Annotated in this window: 18 protein-coding genes; 14 read left to right on the plus strand and 4 right to left on the minus strand. The window is 42.5% G+C overall.

From position 1 onward, the window contains the following. Positions 1 to 20 precede the first annotated feature (20 nt). Positions 21 to 3,536: a hypothetical protein gene (locus tag OCU90_RS06165; protein ID WP_061022591.1), complete on the plus strand. Its 3,516-nt coding sequence runs from the start codon at positions 21 to 23 to the stop codon at positions 3,534 to 3,536. A 62-nt stretch (positions 3,537 to 3,598) separates the two neighbouring features. After that, positions 3,599 to 4,549: an OmpA family protein gene (locus tag OCU90_RS06170; protein ID WP_061022589.1), complete on the plus strand. Its 951-nt coding sequence runs from the start codon at positions 3,599 to 3,601 to the stop codon at positions 4,547 to 4,549. Between the two features lie 102 nt (positions 4,550 to 4,651). On the opposite strand, the gene OCU90_RS06175 is transcribed toward OCU90_RS06170, so the two are convergent. Both OCU90_RS06175 and OCU90_RS06180 read right to left on the minus strand, forming a co-directional pair. Beyond that, positions 4,652 to 5,071, minus strand: coding sequence for a BLUF domain-containing protein (locus tag OCU90_RS06175; protein ID WP_061022587.1), 420 nt, complete (start codon positions 5,069 to 5,071; stop codon positions 4,652 to 4,654). Between the two features lie 206 nt (positions 5,072 to 5,277). Further along, positions 5,278 to 5,469 (minus strand): hypothetical protein, encoded by a 192-nt coding sequence (locus OCU90_RS06180; protein WP_004734640.1) that lies wholly within the window; start codon positions 5,467 to 5,469, stop codon positions 5,278 to 5,280. Between the two features lie 527 nt (positions 5,470 to 5,996). Here OCU90_RS06180 and OCU90_RS06185 point away from each other — a divergent pair. The 7 genes from OCU90_RS06185 to OCU90_RS06215 all read left to right on the plus strand — a co-directional run bounded on the left by OCU90_RS06185 (position 5,997) and on the right by OCU90_RS06215 (position 10,092). Further along, positions 5,997 to 6,422, plus strand: coding sequence for a DUF6232 family protein (locus OCU90_RS06185; RefSeq protein ID WP_061022583.1), 426 nt, complete (start codon positions 5,997 to 5,999; stop codon positions 6,420 to 6,422). A 236-nt stretch (positions 6,423 to 6,658) separates the two neighbouring features. Beyond that, entirely contained in the window at positions 6,659 to 7,471 is an 813-nt protein-coding gene (locus tag OCU90_RS06190; protein ID WP_061022581.1) for a hypothetical protein, read from the plus strand. A gap of 146 nt (positions 7,472 to 7,617) precedes the next feature. Then, positions 7,618 to 8,139: a GNAT family N-acetyltransferase gene (locus OCU90_RS06195; protein ID WP_061022579.1), complete on the plus strand. Its 522-nt coding sequence runs from the start codon at positions 7,618 to 7,620 to the stop codon at positions 8,137 to 8,139. A gap of 124 nt (positions 8,140 to 8,263) precedes the next feature. Further along, positions 8,264 to 8,515: a TIGR03643 family protein gene (locus OCU90_RS06200; RefSeq protein ID WP_017067224.1), complete on the plus strand. Its 252-nt coding sequence runs from the start codon at positions 8,264 to 8,266 to the stop codon at positions 8,513 to 8,515. A 58-nt stretch (positions 8,516 to 8,573) separates the two neighbouring features. Next, positions 8,574 to 8,969: a DUF3465 domain-containing protein gene (locus OCU90_RS06205; protein WP_061022577.1), complete on the plus strand. Its 396-nt coding sequence runs from the start codon at positions 8,574 to 8,576 to the stop codon at positions 8,967 to 8,969. 50 nt (positions 8,970 to 9,019) lie between these two features. After that, positions 9,020 to 9,556 carry a GNAT family N-acetyltransferase gene (locus OCU90_RS06210; RefSeq protein ID WP_061022575.1) on the plus strand — a complete coding sequence of 179 codons (537 nt, stop codon included), beginning with the start codon at positions 9,020 to 9,022 and terminating at the stop codon, positions 9,554 to 9,556. Between the two features lie 2 nt (positions 9,557 to 9,558). Beyond that, positions 9,559 to 10,092 carry a GNAT family N-acetyltransferase gene (locus OCU90_RS06215; RefSeq protein ID WP_061022573.1) on the plus strand — a complete coding sequence of 178 codons (534 nt, stop codon included), beginning with the start codon at positions 9,559 to 9,561 and terminating at the stop codon, positions 10,090 to 10,092. Positions 10,093 to 10,178: 86 nt separating this feature from the next. On the opposite strand, the gene OCU90_RS06220 is transcribed toward OCU90_RS06215, so the two are convergent. Beyond that, positions 10,179 to 10,700, minus strand: a complete 522-nt coding sequence (locus OCU90_RS06220) for a type II secretion system protein (RefSeq protein ID WP_061022571.1) — start codon at positions 10,698 to 10,700, stop codon at positions 10,179 to 10,181. Positions 10,701 to 10,904: 204 nt separating this feature from the next. Here OCU90_RS06220 and OCU90_RS06225 point away from each other — a divergent pair, with 204 nt between their 5' ends. From OCU90_RS06225 to OCU90_RS06245, 5 genes are all read left to right on the plus strand, one after another. Next, on the plus strand, positions 10,905 to 11,567 hold the full coding sequence (locus OCU90_RS06225) for a DNA alkylation repair protein (RefSeq protein ID WP_061022570.1): 663 nt from the start codon (positions 10,905 to 10,907) through the stop codon (positions 11,565 to 11,567). Between the two features lie 71 nt (positions 11,568 to 11,638). Beyond that, entirely contained in the window at positions 11,639 to 12,400 is a 762-nt protein-coding gene (locus OCU90_RS06230; protein ID WP_061022569.1) for a nucleotidyltransferase domain-containing protein, read from the plus strand. 61 nt (positions 12,401 to 12,461) lie between these two features. Beyond that, entirely contained in the window at positions 12,462 to 12,854 is a 393-nt protein-coding gene (locus OCU90_RS06235; RefSeq protein WP_061022567.1) for an NUDIX hydrolase, read from the plus strand. A gap of 388 nt (positions 12,855 to 13,242) precedes the next feature. Continuing rightward, positions 13,243 to 13,452, plus strand: coding sequence for a MerR family transcriptional regulator (locus tag OCU90_RS06240; RefSeq protein WP_010434910.1), 210 nt, complete (start codon positions 13,243 to 13,245; stop codon positions 13,450 to 13,452). Further along, a complete protein-coding gene (locus OCU90_RS06245) occupies positions 13,453 to 14,715 on the plus strand; it encodes a site-specific integrase (protein ID WP_061022565.1) in 1,263 nt (420 codons plus the stop codon). A 96-nt stretch (positions 14,716 to 14,811) separates the two neighbouring features. Here the strand turns inward: OCU90_RS06245 and OCU90_RS06250 are convergent, their stop codons facing one another. Next, a complete protein-coding gene (locus tag OCU90_RS06250; RefSeq protein ID WP_061022564.1) occupies positions 14,812 to 15,771 on the minus strand; it encodes a nuclease-related domain-containing protein in 960 nt (319 codons plus the stop codon). Positions 15,772 to 16,349 lie beyond the last annotated feature (578 nt).

Here is a 16,349-nt window from a genome sequence, read left to right on the forward strand (position 1 = left end):
GAACCGTATCTGGAAATTGTATGAAAGTATTTAGTAAGTCTCGTTTAGCGACGTGTGTGTTAACGGCCATTCCTGTGATGGCGGTAGCGAAAGACACAGGTAAGCTTGAAAAACTCGGTTCTGAGACGACTGGCATTGAAATCACTAAGCCGAACCAAGACCAAGACAGCTCGCGTATTTACTTAGAGCAAGGCGCTATTTGGGCAAGCCGTGACATCACTCGCTTTGACCCAGTATTAGATGTCAGTGTCAGCGATGAATTAGAAGTCGAACAAGGCACACTGCGAGACAGTGTCGGTTTCACCATCACGACTAACTATGGTTACTACATCAAAAAGTACCAGTTGGAAGTGTACCGAGTGGGTGACTTTGGCTTGTCTGAGCCAATCGCCGTGCTTGAAGGCGACAAACTGGCGAACGACTCTGACATCAATTGGGATGGTCAAACTGATGTTGATTATCAGTTTGAGGTCGGTGAGCAGCTGATGTTCCGCCTAAAAGCGTGGGACAAAGATGGCAACATGGATGTGACCACCGTTGGTGTGACTGACTTAGTCAAGCCGGACTCTGAAGTCGAGATCGATCGAAACGATAACGACGATGAAGAGAGTAAAGATAAAAGCTACGGCCAAGCTAAGCTGATGCGTCACAACATTCCGACCAATGCGGGTTTAGCGAAATTCATCGGTACTGGCTTAAAGGGCGTTGATAAAGTCATCATCGGTGAAGATGAATTTGATGTAGAAGATGGCAACTTATACGCAGAACAATACTTACCAACAGACTCCTACATTTTCCCAACCAAGGTTGTGTTTGATAACGGTGATGAACGTCGTTACAAGCTGTACGTTCGTATTCCAGATACGTACTACGCACAAACCGGCTTGGCTGATCTTTATGTTGGTAAGAATAATGTGTCTGGTAATAGCGATGCATTAAGTGTCGATGACCAGTACCAAGATGACATCTACAACCAAGGTCGTTTAGCGTACTTTGGTCAGGGTAAATTTGGCGACAAGCTTCGTGTAACGACTCACTTTGATACGCGAGAAAGTGAAATCAAAGACATGTTCAAACATCCGTTCGCCTCGGACGATTCGGATGTGTTTGATATCCTCGAAGACGACGATGAGCTTTATTACGGCAACTATGGCGATAGCTCAAACATCGAAAAAGTGGTCAACACCAAGGGCAAGGTTTACCTCAATGTGGAATACGATAAGTCTCAATACTTGTGGGGTAACTACAACACGGGTTTAACAGGCACCGAGAACAACGATTACAACCGTAGCCTCTATGGTTTCAAAGCTGATTATCGTACTCGCGATACTACACAATATGGTGAAGATCGCTTGAACGTGGTCGGTTTTACCGCAGAAGCAGATTCGTTGTATGCACACGATGAGTTCTTGGGCACAGGCGGCTCTCTGTACTTCCTTCGTCATGGTGAAGCGGTACCGGGAAGTGACAAAGTTTACGTTAAAGTAAAAGATGAATCTGGCCTAGTGCAGAATGAAATCCCGCTTGAGCCGGGCGTCGACTATGATTTTGACCCATACCAAGGTCGAATTATTTTGACCAAGCCACTCGACAACATCCTATCCGATAGCTTTGGTAGCGTGATTGAAAACGGCGATGATTACGAAAACTTTCTGGTTGTCGATTATGAGTATGTTCCACAAGGTTCAGATTCATTAGATGCGATGTCTTACGGTGGTCGTGCTAAAGGTTGGATCAACGATTACGTTGGTGTTGGCGTGACGTATGCGACTCAAGAAAAGGACAATCAAGATTACGAGTCTTATGGAACGGACTTAACGCTACGTGCCACTGAGGGGACCTACATTAAGGCTGAGTTTGCACATAGTGAAGGTAGGCAAACCGAGTCGAATTTCGTCTCTACTGATGGTGGTTTAACCTTTACGCCCATTGGCGACACGTTGGAAGACCGCGAGGGTGATAGTGTCCAAATCACAGCTGTTACCAGTCTTTATGACCTTGCCCCAACCATCTTTGGTGCCGTTGGTAATGACCTGAAACTTTGGTATCGAGACAAAGACGCGGGATACAGCTACGCGAGCAGCAGCGATGACCTTGAACAAGAAGCTTACGGTGCTGAACTTCGTTTACAAGCTACTGATCGCTTGGCGGTTCTCTCTCGCTTCTCGACCAATGAAGAGCGCGATGTCGATGGTAATCTAGAAACAGATACTGAAACGATTGAGATCGAGACTCAAGTTAAAATCACCGAGCACATTAAGGTTTCGGCGGCAGGGCAACAAACTGAAGAGCTTAACCAAAGCGACGAGCACAGTGATGCCACCTTAGCGGGTGTGCGTTTGGAATACATCTGGGACAGTGAGAACAGCGTTTACGTCAAAGGGCAAAAGACCGTCGACCAGTCGGATGACTATGATGAAAACGACAGCGCGTCGATTGGTGCTGAATTCCAAGTGTTGGAAGACTTGTCTCTTGGTGGCGAATACACCGATGGCGACCGAGGCCAAGTAGCAGAAGCGACTGTGACTTACGATGTATCCGATGACCACTCAACCTACGTAACTTATGTAGATGATAACTACGAAGGCCAAAACAACGTGATTGTTGGTCAGCGTGCAGACCTCACCAGCAGTGTCGATTTTTACCAAGAGAACCAGTTTGTTGATGAAAATGATGGTCATGGCCGTATCGACTCGTACGGCTTTGGCTACGATGTGACGGAAGATGTCGAGATGGGGATCGGTTATCAGCTTGGGGAAATTGAAGATGATCAGAGCATCACCACAGAGCGTGAGTCCATCAGCTTCAATGCTTCAATTGACCTAGATGACATCACCCTAAGCCACAAATTTGAATATCGAGTGGATAAGAGTGAAGACGACCCTGACATCGCTCAGCGAGAGCTGCAACAAATCGTGACGACCAACCGTTACACGCATCACTTAACGGAAGAGTACACATTGTTCGGCAAGTACAACTACTCCATTACCGAAAGCGAGACTACGGGCGAAACCATGGCGCAATTTACCGAAGCCACTGGCGGCCTCGCGTATCGTCCGATCTACAACGATCGACTCAATTTACTGAGCCGCTACACCTATATTGCAGATTTCGACCAACTGGATCGCGATGTGGATTATCAAGACGAAACCAGTCAGATCATTGAAGTTGAAGCGATCTATTCGATCGACCAACACTGGGATGTCGGTACTAAGTACGCGCACAAAGACAAACAGCAAGCTTTTGAACGAGCGTCTGGTTCGAATGAGCTGGTTAAAAGCGATATCGACCTATACGGGTTAAGCGCTTCTTACCGCGTGATGAAAGAGTGGGATGTGACGGGTGAATACCACTGGAAAACAGACACTCTCAACGATGAGCTAGAACACGGTGCATTAGTTTCGGTGAACAAGCACATCGGCGAGAACTTCAAAATGGGGATTGGTTATAACTTCTCTGCGTTTGATAGTGACTTAACCAATGATGATGACTACGACGCATCCGGTGTGTTCATTAACTTAGTCGGCAAGATCTAAGCCAGCCCAAAAGTGGGTTGAAAGTTAAGAGTTGAGAATTCGAAGTGACAGTTAAGAGTAAGATGAAAACAATTATTTTCCTAATAAGCGCAGTGATGAGTACCTTGCTGCTGTCCGGCTGTGCAACCGACACGTACGTGAGTCAGGAGAACCGAGACAAGTTTGCTGGCATAGACGTGTCTAAGTTTTTAATCAGCGAGTGTTTGGCGCCAGAGCGTGAAGTACACATCGCCATCGCAGAACATTTTGCGTTTGATAAATATCAATTACGCGATCTCGACAAGATCAACTTAGATACCTTTGTTAAAGAGATCAGAGGCTTAAAAGGGCGCATCACGATTGTCGGCCATACTGATTACAAAGGTTCTCTGGAATACAACGAACGTCTTTCACAGCGCCGTGCTAAATCGGTCGCAGATTATTTGAAAGGGCAACTAGACCCAACGCAATATGATTGGGAAGTGAAACATCTTGGTGAGACTCAACCTCTTCTGTTTGGTAAGACAGATAAAGACCGAGCGGAGAACCGCCGTGCATTTATTGTGTTTGAAGAAGCTCAGAAGTACGAAGATATGCCTTTCTGTGAGCCACCAAAACCAGAACGTAAAGTTTATATGGCAATGACGCCGTACTTCGATTTCGACAAATCAGTACTCAAGCAAGAAGATCTAACTCAGTTAGATGACTTCACAACTAAATTGAGCGGCCTGCAAGGTAGTATTATGGTGGCAGGGCACACCGACCAATCGGGTTCACTTTCTTACAATGAAAAGCTGGCAGAGCGCCGCGCAGAAACGGTGGTTGAATACCTCAAAACCAAACTCGACCCTAAGCAGTTCATCTGGGAAGTGAAGTCATTTGGTAAGTTGCAGCCTGCGATTAATGAACGCTCTGAAAAAGCCGATGCATTAAACCGCCGCGCGTTCATTGTGTTCAAAGAGTCTGATATTACCGCAGAACAGCAAGCTCTTTCTGGCAGTGAACAAGAGGCGTCGAGCAGCGAGAGTGAGTAGAAATTACTGAAGAATAACAAATAGATGCCTCTATAAAACGCAAAAAGCCCCTACGTTGGGGCTTTTTGTTGCTCGCTCTAGGGATTAAGTCGGGTCGAATATCTATTCAGATGGCAAATTTTGCTTTAACTCTAAAAGCATTCGATAAGCACTTTCGCCAGACATTTCGTACGGGTTAAATTGATCAGATGTTGAAAACTGTAAGTTCAACAGCTCGGTTAAATTGGACTGCGGAATGTCTCCCATCGACCAATCTCCAAATTCTCTGCTATCAATCTCTTTAAAATAAAGTATTGCGACGTGATTGTGTCTCTCGTCGTTAAGAATATGATTGTACGTGTGGTTAACGGCCTTTCTAGACCCTTCAATACATTGAAGAAAATACTTTTGATTATGGCTGAGGAGCCCCGTTAAATGGCTTTGCCGATTATGATCTCGCGAGATAGCGAGTATCTCCTCCAATGCTTTGGAATCACAACATTCGGAAAGCGTACTGACATAAATTAACCGAGTTAGGAACATAGGCATCATTTCGAATTTTTGTTCAAAGGGTATTAATAAATATAAGCCAAGCTCATGGAATTGCGAGTTATTGATTTAATTGTCACTCGGTGGCTTTTGGAAGAGAAGAGGATGGGGATGAAGTAGAAAAGGGCAGATTGCAAGATACGCTAAAATGACTCGAATGTTGGCCATTCAATTATTTTAGCGACCTGCTTGTGAGCTCGTTAGTTATTTAGAATTGAAATCGATTCAACGTTTGAAGACGCATCAAAACGAACATTGACCAACACACTCTCTCGTTCGAAAGTCACATCATCAAAGTCAGTAGCCGCGATCTTGAATCCATTTCTTGCGAATAAACTCGTCACTGTTGTTCGTTGTTTCTGTTCCATAGCGCATGTCAGTAGTTCATTCATCGTGATCTCCATTAGGTAACCGTGTGCATAATGTAAGCGTACAGTCTCTTTGTTATGAGATCAATTGCTTAATCGATAAGCTATGTTGATATGTTCAATTGAATGATTTTGGTATTCAAAAAATCAATAATCAAGAGGGAGGGTGAATGTTCTGATTATGGAAGATGGAGCGTTATGTGACCGTGGTTCAGCATTCCTAGAGCGTGAGATTCATTGCAAAAATCTCTTTGAAATAAGTAGTTACAAAGCAGGGTGAACCATGGCCGCCGTTTAGTATGTTCGGTCGATTATCGGAATCACTATCGGCCTATATCTAACTTAACTAAAGTACATCGATTTATGATGAGTAGATTCCTTAATAAGCCTTCTTTCTATTAAAATTTCAAATGTAAGACGGTGTTGTTATAAGTGTTATTAATTGCATAAGCTTGATTTTAATATTAGTTTGATTTATAAAATAAGCACTCGTTCATTAACTTCATGATTATATTAGTTTTTACTAACCTTTAATAACATGGAGAAAGGCGATGAAAAAGAATCAAACACGCAACAGGTTAGCGAATTTAGTGCGACTTCGTAGGTCATACAAAGCATCAGATTTTCTGGTGAGCTCTAACGAACTCCGAGTTAAGAAAGATGTGTATAGCTTACGTAAAATCAAACAGTTAGAAATTCGTCAATTGGGTCTTAAAGAAAACGCAATCAATATTGTTTCGTTGGCTTTAGTTCTCTCGGCTGCGACTTGGGCATTTACTCCTCAGTTCGGTTTACTGATGCTTGCACTGACCTTTATCTTGGCGTTTGTTACATGGCGAAGATATGAGTTGCGTGCAGAGTTTAAAGGAGCCGATGAAACTGGCGACCATTGGGTTTCCGTGGCACGCGGTTGTACTCGCGAAGAGTTCAAAGTCTTGAAAAACGTTGAATTGGCTTTGCGCGATCAGGTGTCTTAATACTTTAGATTTCTTCGTATTTGGGCCTTGTTAATGCCAGGGTCTTATAACCGTTAAGCTCCCGTAATCAATAAAGCTCGTCATTGCATGGCGAGCTTTTTGTTTTCTGAAAAACACAGATAGTGCAGGTTACTTTGAGAGGCCAATGCTTATATGTGTAATGGGGATTGATATGAATCTTAAGTCACGGCATTTGTGATGCTCTTTGTGGTTTTGAATATAGGGAGAGGGTGGAAATGAATACACGAGTCAGTGAGAGTTCTTTTAAAAGGCTCATCCAGTTAGTTGGTTGTGTTTTGATTATAGTGTTGAGCAATAGTCGACTCTCCAATGCTCAAAGCATCAAGTTTCCTACTTGTGCGAAGAGTGAGGTTTTGAATACAGAGATCCATCTTTATGTTGATGAATCTGTATTAGCCGAATATTCCAAAGCATTTGTTGCCTCTAAAATAGCGACATGGGAAAGCTATTCGAATCTGGTGTTGAAAAACTCCTGCATTCCTATGACGCGAAAAGTCACCAAGGTGATTTATACGCCAGAAATCGACAGCCTTTGGTTTCAAGATTTGGGGGCAGCAGAGAGGTTATTAAAATTATCGATGGAAGAACCGATTCCAGAAACAACAGAAGACGGCGTCCCCATTTTTACTGGGATAGTATTTTCTAATTATAATTTTAGCTTTGAGTCTGATTATTGTGGTATGTCATCTTCGGTATCCTACTTTTTTTCTTTAGCGATAAACTGCCCTGATTACTTAATGGAGCATGAAATTGGCCATTTAAGTGGTGCTAATCATGACTATAAAACGTTATTGAAAGATTTTGATAGTATCGAAAGTTACATTTCTGGAACGTATCCAAGAGCTCCTCAATATTCCTTCGGTGCAATTTGTGCTGATAGAGGCACAGTGATGTCTTATGAGCGAGATGTTATACCTGCTTATTCCAGCCCGGACATCAAAGTGGATGGCATAAAATGCGGAGATAGCAAACACCACAATAATGCAAGAGTGCTTAGAGAGTTCGCACAAGCTTATTTAACCCCATGATTGCCTCGCTGCTAGATTGGTAGTCATCCGATTTAGTTACTTTATTATTAATGGTTATTATGAGATTACTAGCTGTTGTGGTCGAGATTAATCCCTCTAGAAGTTAGACCAAGAACCATACCTAAGCACCAAACCAAGGAGAGAAGATGCAAGTAACTATTAGGCCCGCAATGCCAAGCGAATTGGCCGCCATTTATGCATTGGTTATCTCAAACGATGAGTGGACGAAGTTTAACGGCCCTTATTTTCCATACTCACCGCCATCACTAGAAGAGTTTGAAAGCCGTTCGTTTCAACGGTTACTCAATGGATCTGACTTACAGTTGGTGGTTGTAGACGATGTGCCTGTAGGTACTGTCAGTTGTTATTGGGAGTGTGAAGAGACACGTTGGCTTGAAGCCGGAGTAGTCATTTATAACTCCAACTATTGGGGGCAGGGTATTGCTGCGTTAGCTCTTCCTCTTTGGGTATCTTGTCTATTCAAAAACAAGCAGATAGAGCGTGTCGGTTTAACCACTTGGTCGGGTAATCCGCGGATGATGTCACTAGCTCTCAAATTAGGCTTCCAGCAAGAAGCTAGGCTAAGAAAAGTGCGTTATTACCAAGGCGAGTACTATGACTCGATTAAGTATGGCCTATTGCGTTCTGAGTGGCTGGAAAGTAAATAGCCATAATTCGAGTTAGTTTGTTGTTTTATTGAACTTTATAAGGCGTGGAGTTCAAAGTGGTCACCCTGTGATCTTTAAATCTAAGACGAGCGTATTTCTCCCAGTTTATAAAGGAAGAGTATGCATGATGCTATCTAAAGAGAATGAATCAAGAATTATCGAAATGGCGTGGGAAGACCGAACGCCATTTGAGGCAATAGAGCACCAATTTGGTTTAAATGAATCACAAGTGATTCGTTTTATGCGTAGCCATCTCAAGCTTGGCAGTTTTAAGCTGTGGCGCTCACGTGTTTCTGGGCGCTCGACCAAGCATGTAAAACTGCGCAGTTCGGACGTCTCGAGAGGTTATTGTCCGACTCAGTACAAGCATCGTTAAAAGAGGGGATGCCCAGCCAGTATCCCAAATCAACACACAGATATGGGAAATGAAAGGAATGAAACAATTTTGCGCTCTACTTTTGGTGCTGCTTAGCTTCGGCATCAGTCATGTTCAAGCGAATGATACGCGACTTAAGCAAGCTTACGTAAATCACCAAAGCGACGTTCAGGTGCGCGGATCGGGTACGGTGTATCGAGTACTTCCTGATGATAATAAAGGCTCTCGACATCAGAAATTCATTTTGCGACTCGATAGCGGACAAACCTTGTTAGTCGCACATAATATTGACCTAGCGCCTCGTGTTCAGGGACTGGCAAAGGGCGATCGAGTTGAATTTTATGGTGAATATGAATGGAACAAGAAAGGTGGCGTAATGCACTGGACGCACAAAGATCCTCGTAATCATCACACTCATGGTTGGTTGAAGCATAACGGGAAAGTATACGAGTAAACACCTCCGAGGCTTTTCCCTTCATGGCTATAAAATAAAAAGGAATTTTGATGTTTAAGCTGGAAACTGACAGGTTGATTCTTCGAGATATGAGTCTTGAAGACGAGTGTGCCTTTGTTGCGATCTCTCAAGACGCAAAGTATCAACGTTTCTATGATGAAAGTGATTGCGAACCTAACAAATATCGAGAGCTAACTCAGTTGTTTGTTGCGCAGGCTTTGGAAGTACCTCGCCAGTCCTATCAGCTAGCGGTTGAAAGCAAAGACTCGGGGAAGTTTATTGGTACCGTTTGTTTGCGCCTTGAGGGCGATAAACAAGCTTCGATGGGCTGTGCTTTCTCAAGGGAAATTCAGGGACAAGGGCTTTCTATAGAAGCTTCTAAAGCCCTCGCTGATTTTGGTTTCTCAGAGTTAGGCATACACCGTATCTACGCCGAAACCATCAGCAAGAACTTGGCTGCGATTAAATTATGTAAGTCACTAGGAATGAAACAAGAAGCGTGTTTTAAAGATCATCGATTCTTCAAAGGTCAATGGTGGGATACAGTTGTGTTGGCGGCTGTTCGATCTAATTGGGGAAAGGCTTAGTGATGGAAAGTGAAAGGCTCAAGTTAACCCCTCCATCATTAAAATACAGCGAAGAGATGTTTGAGGTGATAAATGAGTGCAAGGCCGAGTTTTCCCCATTCTTACCTTGGGTTTCTGATTCTCTAACTAAAGAGCAGCTAGAACTTAACATTCAAGATGCTACCAATAATTTCGCCAACTTTACTGGCGAGTTCTGGTTCAATATTACTGAAAAGCAAACAGGGGCATTTATCGGGGCTATTGGCTTTATGATAAGAGACGATACTGTCCCTTACTTTGAAATCGGCTACTGGTTGCAAACATCAAAAACGGGTTTAGGCTACGTGAGTGAAGCCATCCGAATTGTCGAAGAGTATGCATTCATTCAAAAAGGTGCGAAAAGAGTCGAAATTAGGATGGCAGGATCGAATTTGAAAAGTCAGGCGGTGGCTAAACGGTGTGGATATCAACTTGAAGATCGCTTAGCCAATGATCGACGTTTGCCTTCAGGAGATATGGACAGCACGCTCGTTTACGCCAAAATAAGCCAGTCTTAAATGTGTGCTGTTGATTCTTAATGTGTGGCACTTTTATTGAGAGAACCGTAAATTCCCAAGTACTCTGAAAGACCAACATTTAGCGCTTAGTTATCTGGCTCATCGTCTACAGTGACGTCACCATTCATTGAGTTGTAGTAAATGGAGATTCCAGGCACTACTCGATAGTGGTAGATACATTGATCGGTTTGAATGTATTCAGCGATGTAGTCTGTATCTGTAGGCGAATTAAAGCTAGAAACACTAGGGGGATCAAGAAGTAGAGCGCCCCACACCGAAATGCAATCTTCGGTATTGTCCAGTCTTGGAAAGTCTTCTTCTGCGTACCATTGCTGGGCTGGATATCCCCATTCATTGAAATCGAGCTGACCTGTTGCAGAGTCATCATAGATAGGTACATTCGTAGATGCACCGCCACCGTTTGAGGTTAAATTTTTTGAATAGGCAAAATCGACACCTGTTTTAAAAGAAGCGCCAGTGCCTTTCACAACTGCAATATGAGAATCAGTACTTACGTTGAGGAACCTTGGAGCAGCAGTTACGGCGAGTATTCCAAGGATTACAATAACGACAACAAGCTCAATAAGTGTAAAACCGTTCTTTTTCATTTAGCACCTCTTTTAAAGGCCGCTAGTATGCATTATAAGTTACTCTTACCAAAGGGAATATCCTTATTTTAGTGGTAATTTAAATGCTCAATAATGAATGTTGTGATTAAGGTAACTTATATTTTATAAATCCAATGCGTATGGTTTAAGTACTGTGTATCTCACTTTGATATTAATTTTAGTTCTATGAAGGTTTTGCAATTAATGAATTTCGTAGAAACGGTAAAGCTTCATCTTTCAGGCGTTGGTTATCCAGAGGCTAGTGTTAAAACAGGGCAGGTTCGATCTATATCGGCGCTCGTTTTTAAAACCATCAAAAACAAAGATATCTCTAATGTTTTGTCCCTGTGTACTCAATTGCTTGAAGAAAGGGATTGGGCGTTAGGTGTTATTGCTTACGACTGGGCTTTTAGAGTAAGAAAACAATATTCGAAAGAAACGTTTCCAATCTTTGAGCATTGGTTAATGGAGTATGTCATTGACTGGAATGATGGTGATGACTTCTGCACTCATGCGTTTGGTGAGTTACTGTCTCAATACAATGAGTTGTTCGAACTCATAACCAAATGGGTCGAGCATTCGAATTTTGCTGTACGTAGAGCTGCTGCTGTCATCTTAATTTATCCGATCAATCAGAATCGATACTCAGCGTTGGCTCCGCTTTGTGTGGCAGATCTATTGCTAGAAGATGGACATGACCTCGTGCAGAAAGGATATGGTTGGATGCTTAAAGTCCTCAGTAAAAAGGAACCTCAACAGGTTATTGGTTATTTAAACGCTAAGCATGCCGCAATACCAAGAGTTGCTTTTCGCTACGCGATTGAAAAGCTGGACGATAAAACTAAGCGAGAGTTAATGTTACTTTAACCACTGGCACTCCTCAAATCATCATCAGAATCCGGTGTGATTAATTATAACGATTAAAATAGGAACCCAAGGTGCAAGAACAAACGAGAGGACTCGATCGAGAAGGGTTCATTCAAAATCTTTATTCGCCAAAGAACATTGCGCCTGAATTTCAAGACGTGGTGTCAGCAGTCGTTGATTCGCTGCTAAGAGAGCTTCCAGGTCAAGTTGATGGTATCTACTTGTATGGAAGCGTGCCTGGAGGAACGGCCATTGTTGGTCGCTCTGATTTGGATGTTTCTATCGTACTCGCTACGCCTGTTGGTCAGAGAGAAAAGGAAGTATTTAACCTACTTTCCGACACCATACCCCAAGCCTATCCTCAAGTGACTAAGCTTGATATTGATCCAGGGTATCTCTCAGAGGTTCTGCAGCCCAACGAAGAATTCCATTGGCAGTTTTGGCTCAAGCATTGTTGCTGTTGTATTTGGGGGAATGATTTATCTATAAAGTTTCCACAATATAAGCCCAGTAATGAAATAGCCCAAGCTCTTAATGGCGATTTATCGACTTATCTTAAGCAAATGACCCCGAATTTCAAAACAATGACTGATGCGGATGTCGTTAAGGTAATTGGCAAAAAGTTAGTGCGAGCGACGTATTACTTTGTGGCCGAGCAAGACGGTAGTTGGTACACCAACCTAAGCCAGTGTGCCGAAGTAGCCAAGCGTTATTACCCTAATCAAAGCGACGATATTGAGCTAGCTCATCAATACGCTCTCGGAAACTTGATATCTAAAACAGAAGCTTTTGAATTGTATGAAAGGCTGAGCAAAGAGCTTGTTGTAAATTAAGCATTAACACAAGCTAGAACAACAAACTTAACTACCTTTGTAATGGTTTTAGGAAAATTAGATGGATGTCCACGAGTGTGTTTCTTTTATCTTGCTGAACGAATCACAAGTATTGCTAGAAAAGCGTAGTGAGTCTAAGGAGACCGATCCCGGCTTAATCACTATACCTGGCGGCCATATTGAACACGGTGAAAACCAGGTTCAGACACTCTTTCGTGAGATCGATGAAGAGCTTAATGTTGTTCCGATTGATTACCAATACTTGTGTTCGCTTTACCATCCTACGAAGGAACTTCAGTTGATTCATTATTTTATCGTGAGTGACTGGGAAGGAGATATCACCGCTCAAGAGGCTGATGATGTTAAGTGGTATTCACTAGGTTCAGCTCCTGTTGGTATAGCAGCCGATGGTATTGCTTTGAAAGAAGTAGAGCGCATGGGTAGGTATCTTTAGTTTGGATTCGATAAGATGTTTTGGACGTTTTTTGAGGGCTCAAAAACGGTGAAACCCCGATGTTGGTAGTAATCTTAGCTGTATGATATTGATTTATATGAATTTCATGTGTTTAGAGCTGGTGGTTAAGCTCTAATTGGCCTAAAAAACGGCTAAAAAGGCCAATGAAATAGTCAAATAAAATCAATAGATTAGCAACTTGGTACTACTGTATTAGTCCACCCTAAAGTGGGCTTGAAATCGATTCGTTGAATCGTTTTACGCTTCGGGAATCCTTTTCGTTAATTGCTGCGCAAATAGAATGTCACTGAAAAAATCGTGCATAGTTTTTCTACCAGTAGATGAAAAATCTTAATTTTCATGTAGTGAGAAAGGTAAGGAGAACGACATGGCGACGCGTAAAATCAGACCTAGACAATTTATTGATGAGTTTTACCCTGATTCAGGGATATGCAATACCACCATCATAAACTGGATTAAACATGGCAAGCTCGAGGGTACTAGAACGCCAACGGGCCGATATTTAGTTTGTGTTGACGACGAGATAGGGAACCCTGCAGACAGGGTGAGTGAACTTCTAAGATTCTTGGAGTCATAAATGGTTGGTAGAGCTAGAAGCAAAGAAACGGCTCATTACCCTCCATTCTTGGTGAAAATGAGCCATAGGGGGCAATCTCGATTTCGGTTTACGACCGTAGATGGTGTGAAGAAGCTATTTCCTATCGGGACTGCAGAGCAAGAAGCGATACAAGCTGCGCATGTTTACAACTTGCAATATCGTCCTGAGCTAGGAAGCGCGTTTTCCCTTTCTGAGATGACCCCATTTCGCAAAGCTGTCTCTAAAGGCCGTAAGGACAAATTTAATCGGCCTTTAAAAGAGTGGCTTCCATTAGTGTTGTCTCGTGTGAAGAAAGAAGAACGGCTTTCCAAAGACGTTTATCGAAATTTGGAAAGGGACTGTTACCGCCTTGATGAGTTCATGGGGCGGTTGCCAACTAAATCGATCAAGTTACAGCACATCAATGAGTTCCTTTCGAAATACTATTCAGAGTTAAGTAATCGTCAGCTCAACAATAAGATCAGTAACCTTAAAAAGGTATTTTCCTACCTTGCTGATGAGAGCGCTATTGAGAGTAATTTTGTACTCAATAAAAAACAGCGTCGATTGACCAGAGAAGATTACACAAAAGCTCGCCACGACCTAGATATCGAAAACTACCAAAAGGTCTACGATGCAGCGCCACTGTTTCTTAAGGTCGCAATGAGCTTAACACTTGAGACGACTCATGCTGTGAGAGAGATCTATAGGCTTCGTTATCGTATATACAAACCACGGGAAGGCGTTTGTGGGATTCTTTGGAACCCTGACAAAGAGGTGGAGTATGTGGATGGGCATGCAGTGTATGGAATGCTTTATGTTCACCGAGAGAAGGTGAAAAAGTCCGATGCTTCCACTGTGGCCATTCCTGTCACTCAGACGATTAAAGACATTGTTGACCTTTCTAAAACATCGAGATTGATTTGCCCTTATATCGTTCATCGTAAACCCAAACAGCAGCAACGTGGCATTTCAAAAGAAACCGACCATCTGTACCAAGTACATCATCACAATATAAGTAAAGAGTTCAGTAAGGTTCGAGACTCATTAGGGCTTTATAGTCACCTAAAGAAATCGCTAAGGCCGACCTATCATGAAATTCGAGGCCTAGCTGCTCGAATGATTGAACAGCAAGGGCAGAGTGCTACTGAGCGAATGGCGCATGCGAACGCGAAAACAACAAAAATCTATACAGGCACAAGTGACATTGTTTGGCATCAAGTACCACCTGTTGAGGTTATGCCAAAAAGTGGCCAGAAGTGATTTGTGTTAGTTGTTTAGTTTTGGGGGAATTCGGAATCCGAATTTGAATCCGCATTGCTTTAAATTGCGTTGTAATTCGGATTCCGAATTATTAGATTAAGGAAATACGACTTGAGTTCCTTCACCACAAGAGCATGCAATTGAGTACGTGTTCTTTTTCTTACCGACTTTGGCTGAATTAGATTGGCAAGAATGGCAACTAATACGCATTGCAGTATTCACCTTACATTGTGGGCAGTAGACGTAATACCCATACTTTCCATACCTCGGCTCAGTCTGCGGGCTTTGACACTTCTTACAATTAAAACCATGCCTTATTTGTGGAGAGTTGGCCTCTTCAATTATTTCTTGAACTGGAACCAAGTCTACCTTTTCAGTTTTGCTCAATTCTGCGAGATGTACTTTGGGAGCCGGAGAAGACGTAGGCACATGTTGTTCGTTTAGAAAGTGAACTAGGCGGTACAGTTCATCACGATTAAACGTAGGATTCGGATTTAGTATTGAACCTACGCGGTGCTTTTTGATGAGACTCTTAACGCAGCTACCAATAGACTCGGCTTTAATGAGCTTCTTCGATATATCTTTAGGGATAGAAGTTCGATCGATTAGCGCGTCATTGGACGCGGCACAGAGTTGATCCCAACAGCGACCACCAAAGTACGCTTGTACAAACGCAATTCGGTCTAGTAACGATTTAGCGTTGTCATTTAACAGTGCTTTCAATAGTTTGGTTTGCAACTTAGCTTGCTCGATAGGCGAGGGCATTCCTGTCCAATTCCCTCTTACGGTTCGGCTCCATTCGAGTTGATTGTTGACCTTAACCTCACCACGAATCGATTTCGACTCAATAATGATAAATCCTTTGTTATAAAGGACTAAGTGATCGATCTGAGCTGTTTCATTTTTAAATTGTATGCGTAGGTCATTAATAATGAAAACGTCATTTGCATCTCCAAACTCTCTGCGTAAGTAAAACGCGACATCTTGCTCTACTTTTGCGCCAGCTTTCTGTTGAAGACTGTTGTCGATTTTTGAATCTCTATCCTTAGTAATCATTCTTTATTCCTGCTTTTTTATAAAAGCAGTTTACCATGCAGTCTTGTTCATATTGGTGGTGTGTATGTTTTTGAGACATATGTTCTTTTTCGAACACTGTTATTGATGAAAATTGTGAAATATCTCTTTTCGAAAGCTCGAAGTAGAGAGTAGGAAACCTGCAACCCGCTGTTTAATAATGTGTTTGTTAGGCATCCTGTTATTGTGCGTGTTAGGGCGTTGTGAGCGTCATGAAAGTTGTAAATAGGTAATGGTGGCGCAACAATAAGAGGTGATACGCAGCCATTGCTGCAGAGAAAAACACACACAAATTGTTATTGAGTTTTTGGAGTGACTAGAGGCCTCAGCTCTAAGAGCAGGTGATAGTGCCTTAACAACATTATGGTACTCGTGTGCTTCTATATCAAGGTTAGAATGTTTGGTTGAAAGCACAGTCTAATCTAGTCGTTTGATTATAATGAATAAAACTATCGCTTTGTTATGTCGAGATAAGGCATTGTTCACTTTGAAAATAGTTATGCAACGGGTATAGTCGTTGTAGGTGAATTGGAGGCTAGAAGTGGAAAACATACGGCTGA

It is taken from the genome of Vibrio splendidus (assembly GCF_024347615.1).
GTDB classification, from domain to species: domain Bacteria; phylum Pseudomonadota; class Gammaproteobacteria; order Enterobacterales; family Vibrionaceae; genus Vibrio; species Vibrio splendidus.